Here is a 21,309-nt window from a genome sequence, read left to right as displayed (position 1 = left end):
GCACTGCTAGTGCCTTATTTCCTGCACCATCCAATACCATCGCTCAACACCCAGAAAGGCTCCATTGCGATAAATGCGGTAATTGCTATTAGCGTCATTATCATTGCTTTAATCGGAACTGAGCTTGGTTACCTTTTTTTGACCAAACGCGAATTGCAAAAAGCGGCAGATCTTGCCGCACTTGCAGGCGCTCAACGTCTTGAACTCAATATCTGCGATGCCGCCATCAATGCAGCAAAAGATAACGCCAACGGCGTTCCTCCTGGTGCTGCGCCGCGAAATCTCCCGCAAAACTTAGTACTCGAAGATGGTGAAATTTCTTGTGGGCATTGGGATGCTACTGAAAGCGCGGATGCTACAGGACGGAATTTTGTAGCTAATGTTCAACCATTCAACGCCGTACGCGTTCTGATACGAAAAACACCGGATGTCATTTTCCCCCACATACCAGGAAATTTGACTCGGGAAATCGTCGTGGAGGCAATCGCCGCCGAGCAACACCCGCGGGCAATTCTTAATATAAGGAGCACCCTTCTCTCAATAGAGGATAAAGATTCACCGCTACTCAATGCAATCATCGGCGGCTTATTGGGAGGATCCCTTGATCTCGACGCGGTCAGTTGGAAAGGCTTAGTTAACACCGACATTCAGTTGCTTCAGTATTTAGATGTACTTGCGATTGACTTACGTGTTAGCGCAGGTGACTACGATCAATTACTTCAAACCGACGCAAGCGCGCAACAGTTGATCCAGGCGGCTATTACGGTACTCAGCCGGCAAACTAGCGCGCCCGGGGACGCTTTAAGTTTATCCCTGAGTGCACTTGAGGAAATTAAAAAGCAGATTCATTTAGGACCTATTGCCCCCCTAAAACTTGGGGAGTTGCTCGGAATTCAAAGCGGAACCTCTGCCGCAGGGCTAGATACGACCCTGCAAGTGTTCAAATTGATGGAAGGAATTGTCCAACTTGCCAATAGTCATAGCGCGGTGGCGGCGACGATTCCAATCACAATTCCCGGGGCCGGCTCAATACTTGTAAAAACAAAAGTTATAGAGCCTCCTCAGATTTCGGCAGCAGGAAATCCTGCTCTTGCGCAAATCGACCCAATGGGTCCAGATAAAATCTTCGTCCGCACAGCTCAAGTCCGCGCACTAATCTCGATAGAGTTTGGAGATCTAATTTCCACCTTGAACGACCTTTTGAACACAGTATTTGCGAAGTTAGCCCCCATCACCAGCTTTATTAATAATGTTTTGAGTTTAAATCTGGTTCAAGCCGTGGGCAATTTTCTGGGCGGACTAGCCTGTCCTATTCCCTTTGTCAGTTCGTGTCCTTCGTCAGAAGCTATTTTTGCAAAGGTAACTCCCGCAGCTCGCCTAGACATTGGTCTCGAAGCGGCGAGTGGAGAGGCTTACGTCCGAGAATACACTTGCAATTCCGGAGAGAAGAAATCTTTAACCGTACCAGCTACAACAGCGGCCGTCACCATCCGTGTTGGGCAGTGGGGGAAGGATGCAGCTCAAGCCGAAAGCGCATTCTTCTCGCCTGAAAAGCTTCCTGAAGTCGAAACGGTTTCTTTGATTGAAATTGGAAAGCAAACTGTGCGCCCCGACAGTTGCGTCTTAACCATATGCAAAGACTTGAAATGGAAGCAAGGCTCATCTTGGATTGTTGACAGGAAACAAGCCGATTTCACATTGGAAGCTGCGCTCGGAATTCGTGCGGACACCAAGGTCGCCGGCGCCTCGAAAGATCTGTTTTATGAGGCTCCTGCGCCTGAAAGTCTTCCGGAAATTACACAACAGCCGTTTTATCAGAAAATTTCTTCAGAAAATATTGTGCAAAGCCTAAAGTCAATTTTGACCAATGTTGACATAGAGTTCTATAAAAGCATTTCCAGCGGACTCCTTGGAAATCTTTTATTTGACGCAACAAACCTATTAGGCCTGGTCACCACTCAGCTCACGGCCATTATTGATGGTCTTTTATCCCCGCTTCTTGACCCCCTACTCAATTTTCTTCTTCAGGCACTTGGTATCAACGTAGCAGCCACTGAAGTAGGGGCACGGCTAAGCTGTAAAAATGATGTAGTGCTAGTTTATTAAAGATAAACAAAAATATCTTTTCCCCAAAGCAACACACCTCAATCGGCGCCTAAAAGGCAACACCATATTCGCATGAGCTCCCCCGCCAACTTCGACGAACTCGACCTCTTTGTCTGGGAAGGCAAGGCCGACATCCTCGACCGCATCGCGCGGTGCATGGCGAGCTTCGACGTGGAGGTGATCCGGGCCGATGGCTTGCCGCCGCCGCAGCAGGATCGCGGCACTGCGCTTCGGCCTTCGGTGGCCATCCTCAGCGTCACGGTCATCGACAGTGGCGGCCTGGCGCATGCCACGGAGCTGCTGCAGGGCATGCCGGTGATCTGGGTCGCGGCCGCCTCGCGGGAGCGGGACTCGCGCACCTATCCGCCCGAGTACCTGCACGTGCTGCCCTACGACTTCACCTGCGCCGAGTTGCGCACGATGGTGGCCAAGCTGGTGCGGCAGCTGCGTGCGCGCGATGTGGCGCCGCAGGCGCCCGATGTGCTGGTGGCGCATTCGGATGCGATGAAGTCGCTGCTGGCCGAAGTGGGCGCCTTTGCCGATTGCAACCACAGCGTGCTGGTGCGCGGCGAAACGGGCGTGGGCAAGGAGCGCATCGCGCAGCAGCTGCACCTGGGGCACCAGCACTACAGCAAGGGTGCGTTCGTGGCAGTGAACTGCGGCGCGATTCCTGACGGGCTCTTCGAATCGCTCTTCTTCGGCCACACCAAGGGCTCGTTCACGGGCGCCGTGCATGCGCACCGCGGCTATTTCGAGCAGGCCACGGGCGGCACGCTGTTCCTCGACGAGATCGGCGATCTGCCGCGCTACCAGCAGGTAAAACTGCTGCGCGTGCTGGAAGACAACGCGGTCACGCGGCTGGGTGCCACGGCGCCGATCCGGGTCGACTTCCGGCTGGTGGCGGCCACCAACCGCAACCTGCGCGAGATGGTGGCAAGCGGAGAATTCCGCGCCGACCTGTTCTACCGGCTCGCGGTGATCGAGCTGCACGTGCCCAGCCTGGAGGAGCGCGGGGAGATCGACAAGATTGCGATCTTCAAGGCGCTCTTGGCCAATGTGCTGGGCGACGAGCTCGAGACGCTCGGGGAAACGCCGCACTGGCTCAGCGATGCGGTGGCCGAGACCTACTTTCCCGGCAACGTGCGGCAGCTGCGCAACCTGGCCGAGCGGGTGGGCGTGATCGCACGGCAGCTGCACAGCTGGGACCAGAACCTGATCCAGCGCGCCATTGCGCTCACGCGCGGCACGCCGACGCTGGCAGCAGGCGCTGCTGCGGAGCGCAACGGCCATGGCGGCGGCGGCGCCATGAACGGCGTGGCGCTCGACGGCAATGGCGAGCGCAAGGGATGGAACAGCAGCGAGCGCAACCGCATCATCGCGGCGCTGGAGATCAACGACTGGAAGCGCCAGGACACCGCGCAGCACCTGGGCATCAGCCGCAAGGTGCTGTGGGAAAAGATGCGCAAATACCAGATCCTCGACGGCGAGCCCGGCATCCCCGAAGACGCCTGAGCCCGCTGCGGCTCGCTTAGCGGTTCGCCAGCCGCGCGGCCCGGCGCAGCGGCGGGTTCGCCGCGGTTGCGGTGGCACCGCGCTCGGCCACAACAGGCTCGCTGGCGCAGCCTGCGTTGCTCGAGATGCACAGCGCGGTGAGCAGGCCGTCTTCGCTCAGCGCGGGCCGGTTCGGCGGGCCGAAGATGCGGTCGATCCAGGAATTGCTCGCGTCGGCGTCGATGCGCAGTTCGCCGGTGGTGCGCGCCAGGCGCAGCTCGGTGATGCGCAGGTCGAACACGGCGTCGACGTAGTCGAACAGCAGGTTGTAGTAGTCGAGCTGCGCGTCGAGCACGGCGGGCAGTGTTTCGCGGCCGAACTCCATCAGCCGGCGGCGCCCGCGAAAGGCCTGGCCCGATGTGCTGACGGCCTCCGCCAGCTGCCGCTCGCGCTCGCGTCCGGACACGGCGCGCGACCATGAGGCCGAGGTGAGCTCCATCAGGTTGAGCTTCACGCCTTCGAGCTTGGCTTCCTGGTTGGCGACTTCGGCCAGGGCCGACTTCAGGCGCAGCTGGCGGTCGAAGCCGTTGCCGAAGTTCCAGTTGAGCTCGAAGGCCGCGCGCGTCGGGTCTTGCGGCGACACGCCGCGCGGGTCCTTGCTCTTGACGACCACCGCATCCACGGTCGGCCAGATGCTGGCCTCCTGCTGGTCGACCAAAGCCTGGGCGCGTGCCACGCGGCCCTTGGCTTCGGAGATTTCGGTGCTGCGCTCCTCGGCGCGGCGCAGGGCCTCTTCGTGCGAAGCGATGCGCCAGTACGCGGGCGCGGCCAGCACGGGCAGCGAATCGGTGTTGGGCGTGAACTTGAAGTAGGTATTGAACTTGGCCAGCGCCTCGTCGCGCTGCGCCTGGAAGTCGGACTCGCGCGCGGCCACGCTGGCGCGGCGCGCTGCCGCCATGTTCAGGTCGTTCTCGCCGGCGGCGCCCAGCGCGACGCGGCGGGCCTCGGCCTTGGAGAGCTCGGCCACCACCTCGGTGGACTTGCGCGCGATCTGCTTCTTGAGATCGAAGCGCTGCACCTGCAGGTAGGCGGTCAGCGCATCGAGCACCACCTTCTGCGAAGTGGTGACGACGGCCTCGTCATCGGCCTGGTTGCCGGCCTCGGCGGCGCGAATCGCGGCGTTCATGGCGCCGCCGTCGATCAGGCTCAGGCGCGCCTCGGCAGTGAGCACGGTGTAGTTCTCGGTCTTCGCGTTGTCCGCGCCGCTGTTGTAGGTGCCGGAGGCGGTGCCCATCTTGAAGCGCGGGTAGCGGGCCTTCTTGGCGGCGTCCACGCCAAAGCTGCTGGTGTTGGCGGCGGCTTGCGCGGTCTGCACTTCAGGGTAGTCCTGCGACAGCGCAATGAGCGCCTGCTTCACGCGCTGCGCATAGCTGGCGGCGCCGATCGATGGCGCGGAAAGGCGGCGCGCCGGCATCAGCTGCGCGGGCGCCTCCTGCGCCAGGGCGCCCGGAGGAAGCGCGAAGCTCGCGCACAGCACTGCACAAAGAACACCGGTGCCCGCTGGGCGCCGGCCGGCCACGTTGCTGCCCATCATGGTTCGCGGAAGGCTTCGCGCCGCAGCTTGAGCACGGGCCGAAGGATGTACCAGATGAACGGATCGGTGCCCACCTTCAGGTCGACCTCGGACTCCATGCCGGCGGTGATGCGGTTCTCTTCGCGGCCCACGTGGGCCTGCTCGGTGCTCACGAGGATGCGGTAGTACGGCGCCGCGTTGGCAATGGCCGGGTCGCGGTCGGCATCGGCGGCCACCAGGGTGACCTTGCCTTCGACCGCGCCATAGCGCAGGTAATCGTAGGCGGTGATCTTGACGCGCGCCGCCTGGCCGACCTCGACGAAGCCGCGGTCGTTGGGATTGAGGCGCGCCTCGATCATGATCTCGTCCTTGTCGGGCACCACTTCCATGATGGCTTCGCCGGGCTTGATGACCCAGCCCGGGCTGGCGCTGCGCAGCCCCTTGACGATGCCGTCGGCGGGCGCCTTCACCATGGTGCGGGAGCGCTGGGTGCGCGCGCGCGCCAGGTCTTCGTTGAGGCTGGCGAACTGGCGCTCCACGGTGGCCAGCTCGTCGGACGCGCGGCGCCGGAAGCGCCCTTCGGCCTCGGCCATCTTGGCCTGCGCCTCGGTGATGGCAGCGCTCGCGGAGATGGCGCCCTGGCGTGCCACGGCCAGCTCGCTTCGCACGCTTTCGACCTGCCGCCGCTTCTCGAGCACTTCGACCTGGCCGACCAGCTTTTCATTGAGCAGCTGCTCGGAGATCTCGAGTTCCTTCTGCATCAGTGCGAGGCGGTCGTTCAGGCCCTTGACCTTGGCCTGCTGCTCGAGCAGCCGGCTGCGCGCGCCCTCCAGGCCCGACACCGCGCCGGCCATCACGCCGCGCTGCTCGAGCGCGCGCGCCTCGTAGGCGCCGGTCTCGCCGTCGAGCACGCTCTCGTCGATGTCGGCGGCAAAGCTCTCGCGCCTGAGCGGCTGGCCGCGGCTCTCGGCCATGAGCCGGATGCGGGTGGCCTGCGTGGCGGCATAGCGCGCGGTGAGTTCCTCGAAATTGAGCCCGCTGCCGCCCAGGTCGATCTCCACCAGCGGCTGGCCCTGCGTGACCTTGTCGCCTTCCTTGACCAGCACGCTGCTGACGATGCCGCCTTCCAGATGCTGGATCGACTTGACGCGGTCCGACGGGATCACGCGGCCCGGTGCCACCACCACGGTTTCCATGGGAAAGCCCAGCCCGACAGCGGCCAGCAGCGCAACCGCGCCGCCAATGACCCACTTGCGGCGCCGGCCCTTGGGCGATGTCTGCGCCGCGCGCTTGTGATCCTCGTCCTGCAGTATCTGCGGCAAATCTGATTTCAAGTCGCGGTCCCCAATTACTCTTCGATCGATCGGCCGCTCAGGCCATGGAACGGTTGGCGGCGGCTTGCTGCGAGTGCACGTCGGCATCGTCCTCGCCCGCGGTGGAATCGGGGAGCGCCACCAGCGCCTTCTTCACGCCGAAGAGCTTGGGCACCATGACGGCGGCCGTGCCCTGTTCGACGTTGCCCTGCCCCGTCACGTGGTAGACCACGCTGGCTGCGGACACGATGCGAAGCGAATGCGTGACGACCACCACCGTGCGCACCTTGGCCACCGCGAGCAGCGTGGCCAGCAGGGTGCGCTCGCTCTGGAAGTCCAGGTCGTTGCTGGGCTCGTCGAGCACCAGCACCGATGGCTTGCGCAGGAAGCTCATGGCCAGCGCGAGCTTGCGCCGCTCGCCCACCGACAGGCCCGTGCCGCCCTCGCCCACCACGGTGCGGTAGCCGTCGGGCATGCGCGAAATGAACTCGTGCGCGCCCGAGAGCTTGCAGGCCGCCACCACCTGCTCGTCGCTCTGGCCCGGGGCCGTGCGGCGCATGGTGTCGATCAGCGGTCCGCCGAACCAGTACACCTCCTGCGAGAGGTAGCTGATCCAGCGCGAAAGCTCTTCGCGGCCGAATTGCGAAAGGTCGTACTCGCCGATGCTGATGACGCCGCGCGTGGGCGTGTACAGGCCCGAGAGCAGCTTGACCAGCGTCGACTTGCCGGCGCCGTTGCGCCCGACGATCACGTGCAGCCCGCCCGGCCCGATGTCCAGGTCGACATTCTCCAGCACCGGCCGGTGCGCGTCTTCCGTGAAGCTGAAGCTCACGTCCTTCAAGGTGACGCGGCCCAGCGGCTGCGGTAGCGCCATGCCGGTGGGCGCTTTTTCCACCGGCTCGCCAAGCACCGTCTCGAGCCGCTTGGCCGCTTCCTTGGCCGCGGCCAGCGAACGCCAGCTCGACACCAGGCCCGCCACCGGCTGCAGCGCCTTGAGGGCCAGCATGTTGGAGGCGACCAGGCCGCCCACCGTCATCCACTGCTCCATCACCGAGATGGCGCCCACCGTGACCACGATGACCGAGAACACCGTCATCAGCACGGTGGTGCCGTCGCGCGCGGTTTCGATCTGCCCGTTCTTGCTGAAGCTTTCGCTCAGCCAGGAGTTGTACGACTGGCGCCACATCTCGATGGTGGGACCGTCGTTGGCCTGCGTCTTGAGCGTTTCGCGCGCGTTGCAGATCTCCGAGGTCATGCGCTCGAGGCCGCGGCCGCGCTGCACTTCCTCGACCCGCCCGCTGCGCACCTCGTCGGCCCACCACCAGGCCAGGAAGACCATGATGGCAAGGAACAGCACCACCACCGGCAATACCGGCAAGGCCACGATGCCGATCACGGCCAGTGCGAAGACCGCCATCGGCAGATCGAAGATCGATTGCGCCAGGCCGCCGGTGACGGTGCCGCGCACCGAGGCCACGTCGCGGAAAAACTGGTGCCAGATCGAGGCCGGCCGCGCTTCGAGCGCACGCAACGGACGGTTCAGCATCGAATGCAGCAGCGCGCCCGACACGCCGTGGTCGATGATCGCGCCCGCATTGCGCAACAGGCGCGAACGCCCCGAGCGCAGCCAGAACTCGATGCACAGGAAGAACAGGATGCCGCACACCAGCGCGGCCAGCGTGGAGACGCCGCTGCGCGACAGCACGCGGTCATACACCTGGAGCAGGAAGATCGATGGCAGCAGGCCGAAGAGGCTGATGGGCAGCGAGCGCCAGGCCGCGCTCTTGACCAGTGGGTAGGCGGCGCGGAACGCCGTATGCAGGGCACCCGCGTACGGGCTCGCACCTGCTTTTTCGGGCACCTCGGCCACCAGTTGGCTGGGCAAGAGAAACTTGATCATGGGAAGGGCCGATCCGTCAGGCAATGACGCCTGCGCCATTATCGACTGTTACCCAGTTGTTACAAGACAAAATCAATACTTACGAAGCGCTGCAGCGTGACATACGTCTCAGCGTGTGCGACACCGTTTCTGCATTGGCCGCAACAGCGTCCTTGGCGGCCTCGACAGACAGGCTGCAGTCCGCCGCTTTTCTAGCCACGACCGGTGCCGCTTCGTCCTTAGGCAGGCCCTGCGCCAGCACCAGCGCAACGTTGGCGCACAGCAACATGCAAAGCAGCCAGGCGCACAACAGCTGCAGCCAGCCCAGCCACCACCGGCGCTGCGGCGCGGCCTGGCGTTGATAGGGCAAGGACGCCTGAGCGTTCAGTTTGATCATGGCAATGCTTTCAGAACCCGGGCCAGCCGGGACAGGCCGACACCGGCAGAACTCTTGGCCAGCACCCAGTCGCCCGGCTGCAGCAGGCCGCCCAGCGCGGTCGACAGGTCGGACACATCGACGAACCAGTGCGAGCGGACCTTGGTGCGGATGCGCGCATGCAGCGCCCGCATCAGCGGGCCGCACAGCAGCACGCGGTCGGGCTGCGATGCGAGCAGCTCGGGCTCCAGGTCCAGGTGGTGCCGCTGCGCGGCGGGGCCGAGCTCCTGCATGTCGCCGAGGATCGCCACGCGGCGGGCCGGCTCGCAGGGCGCCTGCGACAGCAGCTCGAGCGCGGCGCGCATCGAGCTCGGGTTGGCGTCGTAGGTCTCGTCGATCAGCTTGAAGCTCCCGCCGCCGATGTGGATGGTGTGCAGCGCGCCGCGTCCGCCCGGCGGCTCGAACTGCGCGAACGGCTCGACCGCGGCGGCCAGCTTCAGGCGCATCGCCTGCAGGGCCGCCAGCGCGGCCACGGCGCTCGCGCCCATGTGGCGCCCCGGCGCATTGAGGCGAAGCTGGAACGGCTCGCCGAGCACCTGGGCCTGCACCTCGCCATGGTCGAACGAGAGCAGCCGCACGTCGGCGTCCTTGTGCTCGCCATAGGTCACGATCTGCAGCTGGTGCGCCATGGCGGCTTCGGCAAAGGTCGCAAACTCGGGGAGGTCGCGGTTCAGCACCGCGCTGTCGCCGGGCGCCATGCCTTCGAAGATGCGGCTGTCCATGCGCGCGGCGGCTTCCGAAGGCCCACGGTGCTTTTGCGACGCGGCCGACAGCCCCGTCACCACCGCCAGCATCGGCCGCACCAGCTGGGCCGTGGCCAGCATGTGCGGCGAGCCCATCTCCAGCACCCAGTAGGCCGCATGCCGCGGCATGCAGGTCAGGTTCCAGGCCATGCCCGAGGGCAGGCTGACGTTGCCTTCGGGCCGGCCGACCTCGCCCCACACGGCCAGGGCGTCGGCCAGCATCGCGGCCACGGTGCTGCCGGCGGTGCCGCTGCCCAGCACGCCGCAGACGCGCCCCGTGAACTCGGTGCGCGCATGCGCGCCCAGTGCAAGCACGGCCTGCGGCACGTCGTCCACCTGGAGCACCGGCACCCGCTTGTCGAGGTGCGGTGCGGGATCGGTGCACAGCACGGCGGCGGCCGGCTGCAGCACGCCCTTGAGCGCCACCGCGGCCAGCGGCGTCTTCGAGGGCCGCGCCTGGTGCTCGAACACCACGCGGCCCTTGCGCAGGAAGGAGCGCTGCGTCACGCCGCTGGCGCGCCAGCCGTCTTCCGGGCGCACCACCCATTCGCCGCCGGTCACGCGCGCCATTTCGCCCGCGGTCCAGGCGGCGGCACCGTCGTCCCTCGCGCTGCCGGCGCCGGGCACGGCGGGGCGCTCCAGCAGGTAGCGGCGATAGGCCACGAAGCCCGACACGTATTGCGCCACGTCGTCGATGCGCACCCGGAACGCGTGGTGCCGGATGAAGAAGGAGCCGACGATGGTGGAGGGCCGGCGAAAGTACATCGCCATCTCGGGCCAGAAGAAGCCGTTCTGCAGGTAGTGGGCGCGGTACTCCAGCGCGCGGTAGAACTTTTCGGTGTCGAGCTCGTCGAGCAGGTGCCGCATGGCGGGCGTGGCCTCCAGGCGCTGCAGCATCTGCTGGGCCGCAAGCATGAGTTCGAGCAGCGTCGGAAAGGTGGTCTTTCGGTCGAGCACGAAGTCCAGGTAGCCGGCCACGTTCTGCAGGCCGAAGCGAAAGTACTTTTCCTGCGGGCTCCAGCGCGTGAGCTCGTTGACGCAGCAGCTCAGCCAGTGGTCGTGCGCCTGCCAGTGCTGGCTTGCAATGAAGTGGTCGAAGGCCTTCTCGACCACGGCGAGCCACCTTGCATCGCGCGTGAGGCCGTACAGGCGCATGAGGCCGTAGGCCGCCTCGCCGTCGTAGTAGATGACGCGCGAGGCCTGCTTCACGCGCAGGTCGCCGGCATGCAGCACGTGGCTGAAGCTGCCGGTGGCGCCATCCTGCAGCGACGCGATGCCCAGCGCCAGCTTTTCCAAAAGCGGCAGCCAGTCGCGCGTGTCCATCGCCTCGCAGTACTTCACCAGGGCCAGCACGCAGGCGGCATTGCCGCCCAGCCTGATTTCTTCGCCGGTGTCGACGAGGAAGGCGACCTCGGTGCCGTCGGCCAGCGTGTAGCTGCGGATGAGCGTGTTCGCCAGATGGTCGAGCGCGCGGTCGATGGCCAGGCGCAGCTTGTCGTCGCGCACGAGCTCCCACGCCTCGATCATGGCGCTGAGCACGCTCGCATGGCGCATCGCGTCGTAGGTCGGAATGCGGCGGTCGAAGCACGGAAAGTAGCCGTACACGAAGAGCCCGTCGTCCTGCACCTGGCGCGCAAGGTACGAGGCGCCGCTGCGCACCAGGTCGAGCGCCGACTGCGGCGCGAGCGCCGGTGCCTGGCGCCGTCCGGCATCGAGCCCCGTGCCCACGAGCTTGTGCACCACGCAGTCGGCCTGGCAGAACACGCCCACGGTCGCGAGCAGGTAGACGCGCTGGTCGGCCGGCAGCTCGAGCGGCAGCGCGCGTGCGAAGCGCGCCTGGGCATAGGCCTCGAAGTTGCGTGCATTCACCACCGCATGCGCAATGGTCGAATCGCCGCTCAGCATGGCGTTGGCGTTGAGCTCCTGCTCGGTGAACGCGGTCTCGAAGTCCTGGTCGAAGGCCAGGCCGAGGCGGAAGTAGTTGCGCTTGACGCCGGCAAGCTGCGCCTTGAACTGCGCCCAGTCGATCGGGCTTGCGCCCTCGACCCAGTCGATGCGCAGCCATGGCGAGACGATGCCGCAGTCGCGCACCCAGCGCTCCACGGCCTCGGCGCCTTCGTGCCACGCGGTTTCGAAATCGGCCGCGCGCGCGTGCACCACGTGCGCGCGCTGCGACCCGTCGCTCACCGAGAAGAAAAGCGTGAAGGCCGGATAAGGCGCCGGCAGCGCCGCGCACACCGAGGCCAGGCGCTCGTGGCAGGCATGGAGCTGGTCGGAGAAAGACATCATTCGGCCCCAGTCGAATGCGGGAGGCCGGTCGCACCCGGACCGGGAACTCCCATCGAAGGCATCGCGTTTCTCCGTGTTTCAGCGGTAGCTGAATTCGGCTCGGCGATTGAGCTGATGGCCCTCCTCGGTGGTTTCGAGCGACGCGGGTTTTTCAATACCCCAGCTGACGGCCTCGATCCGTTCGCCCGGCACGCCAAGCTGCGTGAGCGCGCGCTGCACGGATTCGGCCCGGCGCTGGCCCAGCGCAAGGTTGTATTCGCGGCCGCCGCGCAAGTCGGTGTGGCCCTCGATCACCACCTTGCTGGCGGGACGGTTGCGCAGGTAGCTCGCATGCGCTTCCACCACGTTGCGGTATTGCGGCTTGACGTCGTATTTGTCGAAGTCGAAGTACACGATCTTCAGTGCGGGGCCGTTCTGCACCGGCGCGGGCGGGGGTGGTTCCACCTTCGCCACCGGGGCTGCCTTGTTCGAGTAGTAGTAGGTGGCGTCCTCGCGTCCGCTCGTGGCGGCGGTTCCGCAAGCGGCAAGGCTTGCTGCGAGGGCGACGATGGCCAGTATCCGGTAGCTGCTGCTGCTGTTCTTCATATCGATTCCTTTCGCGGGCCAGGCCGCGGCGGCCTGGCCCTGGTGCGTTGTTTTTCTTCCTTCTCCTCTACTGCTCTTGTTCCTTAACCCAGCAGGCCGTGCAGGATGTTCGCCACCGGGGTGAGAACGCTGCCGGTGCCGGCGGCCTGGTCCACCAGGCTGGTGATCGGGGTGACCACGTCGGTCACGATCGGCGCGGCATGCTCCACCGTGTCGACCACGCTGGCGACGGTATCGACCACCGGAGCGACCGTCGGAGCTGCGCCGGCCAGGATGTCGGTCACGGGCGCTGCCACCGTGGATGCCGTGGCAACCACCGGTTCGAGCGCCGCACCGGCCGTGCTTGCCGTCTCGAGCACCGGCTCCAGGATGTTGGCCACCGGGCTGTTGCCGCCGCCCAGCACGCCGCCCAGCAGGCCATCGCTGCCGAGCACGCTGCCGACCAGGCCGTCGTTGCCAAGCAGATCGCCGCCGAGCAGGCCGCCGACGATGCCGTCTTCGCCGAGCACGCCGCCGAGCAGGTCACCGCCGAGCAAGTCGCCACCCAGGAGGTCGCCGCCGAGCACGCTGCCGACAACGCCGTCCTGGCCGAGCACGCCACCCAGCAGGTCACCGCCAAGCAAGTCGCCACCCAGGAGATCGCCGCCGAGCACGCTGCCGACAACACCGTCTTCACCCAGCACGCCGCTGAGCAAGTCGCCGCCGAGCAAGTCGCCACCCAGGAGGTCACCGCCGAGCAGGTTGCCGACCAGGCCGTCTTCACCCAGCACGCCACCGAGCAGGTCGCCGCCAAGCAGATCGCCGCCCAGGAGGTCACCGCCGAGCAGGTTGCCGACCAGGCCGTCTTCACCCAGCACGCCACCGAGCAGGTCGCCGCCAAGCAGATCACCGCCCAGGAGGTCACCACCGAGCAGATTGCCGACCAGGCCGTCCTCGCCCAGCACGCCGCCCAGCAGGTCACCACCGAGCAAGTCACCGCCCAGGAGATCACCACCGAGGAGGTTGCCGACCAGGCCGTCTCCGCCGAGGACGCCGCCGAGCAGGTCACCACCGAGCAAGTCACCGCCCAGGAGATCGCCGCCGAGCAGGTTGCCGACAAGGCCGTCCTCGCCCAGCACGCCGCCCAGCAGGTCACCACCGAGCAGATCACCGCCCAGGAGATCGCCGCCGAGCAGGTTGCCGACCAGGCCGTCCTCGCCCAGCACGCCGCCGAGCAGGTCGCCGCCGAGCAAGTCACCACCCAGGAGGTCACCACCGAGGAGGTTGCCGACCAGGCCGTCCTCGCCGAGCACACCGCCCAGCAGGCCGCCGTCGCCCAGCAGGTTGTCGACCAGGCCGTCCTCGCCGAGCACGCCGCCGAGCAGGCCGTCTTCCGCGAGGAGGCTGCCGATGGCGCCGCCGCTGCCGAGCAAGCCGTCTTCGCCGAGCAGGCCGCCGACCACGCCGTCATCGCCAAGCACGCCGCCCAGCAGGCCGCCTTCACCCAGCACGCCGTCGGTCACGCCGCCGAGCAGGCCGTCTTCGCCGCCGAGCAAGCCACCCAGCGGGCTGTCTTCGAGCAGGCCGCTCACGGCGCCGCCGTCGCCCAGGAGGTTGTCGACCACGCCGTCCTGGCCCAGCAGGCCGCCGGTGAGGCCGTCGCTGCCCAGCAGGCTGGACAGCGCGCCGTCACCGCCAAGCAGGCCGCCCACCACGCCATCGCCGCCGAGCAGGCTGCCCACGGGGCTGCCCGCGCCGATCAGGCCGCCCAGCAGGCCCTCTTCGCCCAGTACGCCGCCGACCACGCCGCCAAGGGCGCCGTCCTCGCCCAGCAGGCCGCCGACGATGCCGTCGTCGCCGATCACGTTGTCCAGCAGGCTGCCGACGGCACTGCCTTCTCCGATCAGGCCGCCAAGCGTGCCGTTCTCGCCGAGCAGGCCGCCCACCAGGCCGTCTTCGCTGACGAGCTCGCCGAGGAGGCTGTCCTGGCCGAGCAGGCCGTCCACCACGTTGCCGACCACGCCCTCCTCGCCCACGAGGCCGTCGAGCGCGCCGTCCAGGCCGAGGCTGCCGGTGAGGCCGCTCAGGATGCCTTCATCGCCCACCAGGTTGTCCAGGCCGTTCTGCAGCGCGTCGGTGACGTAGTCGACCTGCTTGACCAGCTGGTCGACCAGCGCACCCGTGGCGCCTTCGCCGAGCAGACCGTCGACGATCGGGCTGGCCACGCCGCCCACGCCATCGGCCACGGTCTCGACGAAATCGTCCGCCGGATCGAGCTGGTTGGGATCGTTCTGGGAGAACTCGGAACCGAGCACCGGGGCCAGCACGTCGTCGACCACGTCGGTCACGCCGTCGACCACGCCCAGCACCGGGTCGAGCGAGTCGCCGAGACCCGCGGTGTCGCCGATCGAACCGACCAGGCCGCCGGCTGCGCCGTCGCCCGGATCGAGCAGGCTGTCGCCGTCTGCGTCTGCGTCTGCGTCTGCGTCGGCGTCGGCGTCGGCATCGGCATCGGCATCGGCATCGGCATCAGCATCAGCATCAGCATCAGCATCAGCATCGGCATCGGCATCGGCATCGGCATCGGCATCGGCATCGGCATCGGCATCGGCATCAGCATCCGCGTCAGCGTCGGCATCCGCGTCGGCGTCCGCATCGCCGTCGGCATCCGCGTCAGCATCCGCATCGGAATCAGCATCCGCATCGCTCTCACCGCCACCACCACCGCCGCTGCCGGCGAAGAACGGGATCGTTCCACCGTCGTCACCGCCACCGCCGCCCAGCGCGGCACCGAGCGCAACGGCGCCCAGCGCGCCGAGCGCGAATTCGCCGAGGCCCAGGCCGCTGCCGGCCGCGACCTTCTTGGTGACGGCCAGTGCGGCCGCGTCGGCGTCGCTGTCGGGCGGGGTCACCTGCAGGTCGCCCGAGGCGACATCCACATTCACTTGTTCGAGGCCGCCGGGCAGCTTGGTCGAGCCGATGGTGGCGTCGGTGCCGCCGGTGAAGACGCCGGCCAGCGGCGCCTTGTTGGTGGCCGAGCCGGGGAACAGGACGTTGGCCTGCCCGCCTTCGGGAACGATCACGCGGTCACCCGCGATCAGGGTCTGGTTGCCATCCACTGGAATGCGGACACCCTCGCGCATCACCGCGACGCCCGGCGTAGCATTGGACAATGTGCCAATGCTCGAGGGCGCCGCGGCAGCGGCAGGTGCCGACGAGCTCATCGCGGCGGGAGCGCCGAGCGGTGTGCTGGTGGCTTGGGCGATGACCACAGGAGCAACGCCACTGGCGGCAAGTCCTTCGGTCGAATGGGTCGGTGCTTGTGGTGCGTTCATGACAGCCTCTGTGACAAAAGATGCATCTACAGGGGCAACTAGCGTGCCGCGCTGCCAACTCTTTTGAGCCACCGGTTCACCAAGAACGCAAGCTATTGATTCTTATGGATATTTTTCTGAAAACGGGTGCCCGCGCTGTCGGCCGGAACAGCGCTTTGGACGCTGTTTTGACCATTCGTTACGTTACGGCGTAACGTCCCGCTACCGGAACATCGGGCGCATTCCGGGCTGCCGGCGCGCGGTTTTCCCCTTCCCTCTTTTTCCTTTCCAGCTTCTCCATACAGATATGTTCAATCCCTCCCAGGAAGACGTGCGCCGCTTCTTTTGCGACGTGTACGCCAAGCACCGCCAAGGCTTGCCGATGGAAGCGCTCGAGACGATTGCCGCGGGATGGATCGACGCCCACCCCGAATACCACGAGGACCTTGCCGACGCCGATGCGGCCGTGGCGCGCGTGTACGACGGCTCGAACGGCCGCGAAAACCCGTTCCTGCACCTGTCGATGCATCTTTCGATCAGCGAGCAATGCTCCATCGACCAGCCGCGCGGCATCCGCCAGGCCGTCGAACTGCTGGCCGCCCGCCGCGGCTCGCTGCTCGATGCGCATCACGAGGCCATGGAATGCCTCGGCCAGATGATGTGGGAGAGCCAGCGCGCCGGCCGGCCGCCCGACGGCGACGGCTACGTCGCCTGCGTGCAGCGCCGCGCAACCAAGGACTAGCCGGCCTTCCGGGAAGGCAGCGCGCCCTGCTGCTTCGCTCCCTCGCGCAGCAGCGCGGCCATGGCGCTGCGCAGCGCCGAGGGCTCGGCGTCGCTGCGCAGCAGCAGGCCCACGGGCTCGTCGGTGCCGGCGGTTTCGATGCGCAGGCGCACCAGCCGCTGGTCGGCCAGCTCCCCGCGCGCGGCGCCCAGCGGGGTGATCCAGACCGCGTCGGACACCGCCACCAGGCCGCGCGCCACCGCAACGTCGAGCGTCTGCAGCGCGTGGGGCGGAAGCGCCAGGCCGCGCGCCGACAGGAAGCTTTCGGTGTTGTGGCGCGGGATGGTGCCCTCGCCATACACCACGAGCGGAAAGCCGAGCACCGCCTGCACCGACACCGCCCGGGTCGACCGGCCCGCCAGCGGATGGCCGGGGCGCACGGCAAACACCAGCGGCTCGGTATAGAGCAGCTCGAAGCTGAGCCCGCCCATCAGCCGCGGATCGCTCATGCGGCCGGCCACCAGGTCGAGCTCGCCGGCGCGCAGCTCGTCGAGCAGCACCGGGTTGGCCGCGCTCTTCACCACCACCTGCACCGACGGCCAGCGCTCGCGAAAGCGCGCGAGTGCCGCCGGCAGCAGCGCCGGCGCCACGCTCGGCAGCGCGCCGATGCGCAGCCGCTCCACGCGCTCGCCCGAAGCGGGCGCCACCGCCTGGGCGCTGGCGTCGATGGCCTCGAGCACGCGCAGCGCATGGGCCAGCAGCTGCTCGCCGGCCGGCGCGAGCCCCTGCACCCCGCGCCGCCCGGCATTGCCGCGCTCCACCAGGCGCGCCCCGACGATGGCCTCCAGCTCGGACAGCGTCTTGGACACCGCCGGCTGGCTCAGCGACAGCCGCTCGGCGGCGCGCGCGAGATGGCGCTCCTGCGCCACCGCGACAAGGCAGCGCAGGTGGCGCAGCTGCACGTTGCGCACAAAGTCCTGGCGAAGGTCGGCGGGAGTTTTCAATTACTGGTGGTTATGTAAAACAGACCAATCTTCAATTTACATCATCGAACGCGGCTTCTAAAGTTCAGCTTCCAAATTCGATTCGTCCCACGACAGGAGACAACGGCATGTTGACGAAAACCCCGGCCACCCTCACCCCCCGCGATTGGGAAGCCCATCCCTCGTACATCTATCCCGGCTACAAGTCGACCGCGAAGCGCGGCCCGCAGAAGCCCCTGGTGCCGCTGAAGGCCTCGCTGGGCGAGCTGCAGCAGCCGGTGTACGGCCACGACAGCATCGGCGAGCTCGACCACGACCTCACGCGCAATGCGCGCAAGAACGGCGAGCCGCTGGGCGAACGCATGATCCTCACCGGCCAGGTGCTCGACGAGCGCCGCCGCCCCGTGGCCAACACGCTGGTCGAGCTCTGGCAGGCCAACGCCTCCGGCCGCTACGTGCACAAGGTCGACCAGCACGACGCGCCGCTCGACCCCAACTTCCTGGGCGCGGGCCGCTGCCTGACCGACAGCGAGGGCCGCTACCGCTTCCTCACCATCAAGCCCGGCGCCTATCCCTGGGGCAACCACCCCAACGCCTGGCGCCCGCAGCACATCCATATGTCGCTGTTCGGCCAGAGCTTTGCGAGCCGGCTGGTCACGCAGATGTACTTCCCCGGCGATCCGCTGCTGCAGTACGACCCCATGGTCACCGGCACGCCCGAGCGCTACCGCAACCGGCTGATCGCCGACTTCAGCCTCGACATCACCGAGGAAGGCTACGCGCTGGGCTACCAGTTCGACATTGTGCTGCGCGGCGCCGACGAAACGCCGTTCGAAAACCGCTGAGCAAGAAGGAGACACACACCATGTTGATGACCGCACAGGAAGCCGACTTCGGCCAGACCCCCTCCCAGACCGTGGGCCCCTACTTCGCCTACGGCCTCACCGCCGCGCAGTACGGCTACGACTTCGACCAGCCCTTCGACGGCGTGGTGGCCCTGGACAACGCCAGCGGCGAGCGCATCCGCCTCGAAGGCCGCGTGATCGACGGCGACGGCAACCCCATCGGCGATGCGCTGGTCGAGATCAGCCAGCCCGACGGCGAGGGCCGCTATCCGCAGACGCCCGAAGAGGCGCGCGAGATCGGCTTTCGCGCCTTCGGCCGCGCCGGCACGGGCACCGATGCGCAGAACCGCTTCGTGTTCCACACCGTGAAGCCGGGCGCCGAATCGCCAGGCGAAGCCCCGCATATCAACGTGATCGTGCTGATGCGCGGCCTGCTGCTGCATGCGTTCACGCGCGTGTATTTCAGCGACGAGGCCGAAGCCAACGCCAAGGACGCCGTGCTGGCCAGCGTGCCGGCCGAGCGCCGCCACACGTTGATTGCCGAGCGCGTGGAGCAAGGCGGCGCGGTGAGCTACCGCTTCGACATCCGCATGCAGGGGCCCCAGGAGACGGTGTTCTTCGACGTCTGACACCAGCAGCCGGACCCGCAAACAAGAAAGCCCGCGCGATGCGGGCTTTCTTCTTGATGGGGCGGGAGGGCGCTTACTCGGCGGCGCGGTGGATGCGCGATTCCGGCACCGTCTTGAGGTCGCCGGGCAGCGAGCTGATGTAGCTCGCGAGCGTCTTGAGTTCGGCGTTGCTGAACTTCTTGGGTTCGACCTGTTGCGCCATCACCGCATTCGAGCGGCCCAGGTGCAGGTTGTTCTTCACGCGGTACGACTTGAGCGCCACGAAGAGGTAGTCGGCATGCTGGCCGGCCAGCTTGGGCACCGTGCCGTCATTGGGCGTGCTGAAGTTGGCGCCGTGGCACTTGGTGCAGCTGTTGTCCTTGTCGCGCGACACCAGGGCCTGCACGTTCTCGGGCATGGGCTTGGCCAGCGCGGCCGGGGGCGCGTCGCCTTCCTTCAGGCCCAGCTGGCTGTAGTAGGCGGCCAGGTCGGCGATGTCCTGCTCCTTCAGGGTGTCGGCAATCGCGCGCATGGTGGGGTGCTTGCGGTCGCCGCCCTTGTAGGCGGTGAGGGCCGAGGTGATGTAGCTGGCGCTCTGGCCGGCGATCATCGGGACCTTGTGGATCTCCGGAAAGCTGGCCTGGTAGCCGATGATGCCGTGGCAGCCCACGCACATGGCAACCTTCTTGGCGCCCTCCTGGGCATTGCCCGTGACTTGCTGGGCTTGCGCCGAGACCGTCACGCAAGCGACAGCGAAGGCAAACATCGTGGTCAACAACTTGTTCATTTTGCGCGCACAATCTCGTGGAGATACAGTTTTTCGAATCAACATTCGATTATATGCAAGGGTCCTCCGGGAACCCCTTCAAGCCGTCCAAGTGGCTGCACGAAGCGAATCGAGTGTGTTCTTTTCTCCACCCCGCCTCCTCCACCCTGCTCGCGTTCACTCATGAAATTCAAGGGCTCAGACAACTACGTCGCCACTCAGGACCTGATGCTGGCCGTCAATGCCGCCATCACGCTCACGCGCCCGCTGCTCGTCAAGGGCGAGCCCGGCACCGGCAAGACCATGCTGGCCGAGGAAGTGGCGCAATCGCTCGGGCTGCCGCTTTTGCAGTGGCACATCAAGTCGACCACCAAGGCGCAGCAGGGCCTCTATGAATACGACGCCGTGAGCCGCCTGCGCGACTCGCAGCTGGCGGACGTGGACGGCGGCGAGCGCGTCAAGGACATCCAGAACTACATCGTCAAGGGCGTGCTCTGGCAGGCCTTCACGGCCGACCAGCCGGTGGCGCTGCTCATCGACGAGATCGACAAGGCCGACATCGAATTCCCGAACGACCTGCTGCGCGAGATCGACCGCATGGAGTTCTACTGCTACGAGACGCGCGAGCTCATCCGCGCCAAGCACCGGCCGGTGGTGTTCATCACCTCCAACAACGAGAAGGAGCTGCCCGACGCCTTCCTGCGCCGCTGCTTCTTCCACTACATCAAGTTCCCCGACGCGGAAACGATGAAGAGCATCGTGGCGGTGCACTTCCCCGGCCTCAAGCAGGAGCTGCTCACCTCCGCGATGAAGACCTTCTACGACGTGCGCAACCTGCCCGGCCTCAAGAAGAAGCCCTCCACCTCCGAGCTGCTCGACTGGCTCAAGCTGCTGGTGGCCGAGGACATTCCGCTCGAGGCCCTGCAGAGCAAGGACGACAAGGTCGCCGTGCCGCCGCTGGTGGGCGCGCTGCTTAAGAACGAGCAGGACGTGACCCTGTTCGAGAAGCTCGTCTTCATGCAGCGCAATAACCGATAACTGCTCCGGGGCCCGCGAAATGGCGTTCGTCGAACCTGTCACGCTGAAGGCCCGCGACCTCGCGCTGGTGCCGCTCTCGCTCGATCATGAAGAGGGCCTGCGCGCCGCCGCGGCCGACGGCGAGCTCTGGAAGCTGCGCGTCACCTCCGTGCCCGAGCCGCACGAAACCCGCGCCTACATCGAAACCGCGCTGCAGGGGCGCGAGGCCGGCCACCGCTTTGCGTTTGCCGTGACCGAGGCCGAAACCGGCACCGTGCTCGGCAGCACCAGCTTCCACGACATCCTGCCGGCCGTGAAGCGCGTGGAGATCGGCTACACCTGGTACGCCAGGCGCTGCCAGCGCACCCACGTCAACACCACCTGCAAGCTGCTCATGCTCACGCATGCCTTCGATACCCTCGGCTGCAACGTGGTGGGCTGGCGCACCGACAATTTCAACTTTGCTTCGCAGCGCGCCATCGAGCGGCTCGGCGCCAAGAAGGACGGCGTGATCCGCGGCCATGCGATGCGCCGCGACGGCACCATCCGCGACACCGTGATGTACAGCCTTGCCGCGGGCGAGTGGCCCGAGGTGAAGGCCCAGCTGCTCTACCTGCTCGACAAGCCGCGAAGCTGAAGAGAAGCCCAAGGAAAGCCCGAC

16 protein-coding genes are annotated in these 21,309 nt (G+C 66.3%); 7 read left to right on the top strand and 9 right to left on the bottom strand.

Annotated features, from left to right (window positions below; all coding sequences use genetic code 11):
* Positions 1-9 precede the first annotated feature (9 nt).
* Both AC1DSC_RS22600 and AC1DSC_RS22595 read left to right on the top strand, forming a co-directional pair.
* Positions 10-2,106 carry a TadG family pilus assembly protein gene (locus AC1DSC_RS22600; RefSeq protein WP_478131925.1) on the top strand — a complete coding sequence of 699 codons (2,097 nt, stop codon included), beginning with the start codon at positions 10-12 and terminating at the stop codon, positions 2,104-2,106.
* Positions 2,107-2,178: 72 nt separating this feature from the next.
* Complete coding sequence (locus tag AC1DSC_RS22595) at positions 2,179-3,618, top strand: sigma 54-interacting transcriptional regulator (RefSeq protein WP_436287969.1); 1,440 nt, start codon at positions 2,179-2,181, stop codon at positions 3,616-3,618.
* Between the two features lie 16 nt (positions 3,619-3,634).
* Here AC1DSC_RS22595 and AC1DSC_RS22590 read toward each other — a convergent pair whose 3' ends face one another.
* The 7 genes from AC1DSC_RS22590 to AC1DSC_RS22560 form a co-directional block, all read right to left on the bottom strand.
* Positions 3,635-5,191: a TolC family protein gene (locus tag AC1DSC_RS22590; RefSeq protein ID WP_436287970.1), complete on the bottom strand. Its 1,557-nt coding sequence runs from the start codon at positions 5,189-5,191 to the stop codon at positions 3,635-3,637.
* Positions 5,188-6,504 carry an HlyD family type I secretion periplasmic adaptor subunit gene (locus AC1DSC_RS22585; RefSeq protein ID WP_015867226.1) on the bottom strand — a complete coding sequence of 439 codons (1,317 nt, stop codon included), beginning with the start codon at positions 6,502-6,504 and terminating at the stop codon, positions 5,188-5,190. Before AC1DSC_RS22585 ends, AC1DSC_RS22590 begins: the two co-directional genes overlap by 4 nt.
* A 37-nt stretch (positions 6,505-6,541) precedes the next feature.
* Positions 6,542-8,383: a peptidase domain-containing ABC transporter gene (locus AC1DSC_RS22580; RefSeq protein WP_307595833.1), complete on the bottom strand. Its 1,842-nt coding sequence runs from the start codon at positions 8,381-8,383 to the stop codon at positions 6,542-6,544.
* A 79-nt stretch (positions 8,384-8,462) separates the two neighbouring features.
* Positions 8,463-8,759: a hypothetical protein gene (locus tag AC1DSC_RS22575; RefSeq protein WP_015867228.1), complete on the bottom strand. Its 297-nt coding sequence runs from the start codon at positions 8,757-8,759 to the stop codon at positions 8,463-8,465.
* The gene (locus AC1DSC_RS22570; RefSeq protein ID WP_436287971.1) at positions 8,756-11,830 is read right to left on the bottom strand and encodes a glutamate ligase domain-containing protein; all 3,075 of its coding nucleotides are present in this window, start codon (positions 11,828-11,830) and stop codon (positions 8,756-8,758) included. Before AC1DSC_RS22570 ends, AC1DSC_RS22575 begins: the two co-directional genes overlap by 4 nt.
* Positions 11,831-11,908: 78 nt before the next feature.
* The gene (locus AC1DSC_RS22565; RefSeq protein ID WP_015867230.1) at positions 11,909-12,415 is read right to left on the bottom strand and encodes an OmpA family protein; all 507 of its coding nucleotides are present in this window, start codon (positions 12,413-12,415) and stop codon (positions 11,909-11,911) included.
* Positions 12,416-12,498: 83 nt separating this feature from the next.
* Positions 12,499-15,729, bottom strand: a complete 3,231-nt coding sequence (locus tag AC1DSC_RS22560; protein WP_478131924.1) for a hypothetical protein — start codon at positions 15,727-15,729, stop codon at positions 12,499-12,501.
* A gap of 286 nt (positions 15,730-16,015) precedes the next feature.
* Here AC1DSC_RS22560 and AC1DSC_RS22555 point away from each other — a divergent pair, with 286 nt between their 5' ends.
* A complete protein-coding gene (locus AC1DSC_RS22555; RefSeq protein WP_018906845.1) occupies positions 16,016-16,450 on the top strand; it encodes a DUF1841 family protein in 435 nt (144 codons plus the stop codon).
* On the opposite strand, the gene AC1DSC_RS22550 is transcribed toward AC1DSC_RS22555, so the two are convergent.
* Positions 16,447-17,433, bottom strand: a complete 987-nt coding sequence (locus AC1DSC_RS22550) for a LysR substrate-binding domain-containing protein (protein ID WP_027730516.1) — start codon at positions 17,431-17,433, stop codon at positions 16,447-16,449. The genes AC1DSC_RS22555 and AC1DSC_RS22550 overlap by 4 nt on opposite strands.
* Positions 17,434-17,540: 107 nt before the next feature.
* Between AC1DSC_RS22550 and pcaH the strand changes: the two genes are divergently transcribed.
* Entirely contained in the window at positions 17,541-18,257 is a 717-nt protein-coding gene (pcaH, locus tag AC1DSC_RS22545) for a protocatechuate 3,4-dioxygenase subunit beta (protein ID WP_018906847.1), read from the top strand.
* 20 nt (positions 18,258-18,277) lie between these two features.
* On the top strand, positions 18,278-18,886 hold the full coding sequence (gene pcaG / locus AC1DSC_RS22540; RefSeq protein ID WP_018906848.1) for a protocatechuate 3,4-dioxygenase subunit alpha: 609 nt from the start codon (positions 18,278-18,280) through the stop codon (positions 18,884-18,886).
* Between the two features lie 73 nt (positions 18,887-18,959).
* On the opposite strand, the gene AC1DSC_RS22535 is transcribed toward pcaG, so the two are convergent.
* Positions 18,960-19,652, bottom strand: coding sequence for a c-type cytochrome (locus tag AC1DSC_RS22535; protein WP_015867236.1), 693 nt, complete (start codon positions 19,650-19,652; stop codon positions 18,960-18,962).
* Between the two features lie 162 nt (positions 19,653-19,814).
* Between AC1DSC_RS22535 and AC1DSC_RS22530 the strand changes: the two genes are divergently transcribed.
* Both AC1DSC_RS22530 and AC1DSC_RS22525 read left to right on the top strand, forming a co-directional pair.
* A complete protein-coding gene (locus tag AC1DSC_RS22530) occupies positions 19,815-20,669 on the top strand; it encodes an AAA family ATPase (RefSeq protein WP_015867237.1) in 855 nt (284 codons plus the stop codon).
* Between the two features lie 19 nt (positions 20,670-20,688).
* Positions 20,689-21,285, top strand: coding sequence for a GNAT family N-acetyltransferase (locus AC1DSC_RS22525; RefSeq protein WP_027730514.1), 597 nt, complete (start codon positions 20,689-20,691; stop codon positions 21,283-21,285).
* Positions 21,286-21,309: the final 24 nt, after the last annotated feature.

The sequence above is a fragment of the Variovorax sp. 01N425 genome (assembly GCF_056399465.1).
This window is presented reverse-complemented; position numbering and strand designations above follow the sequence as displayed.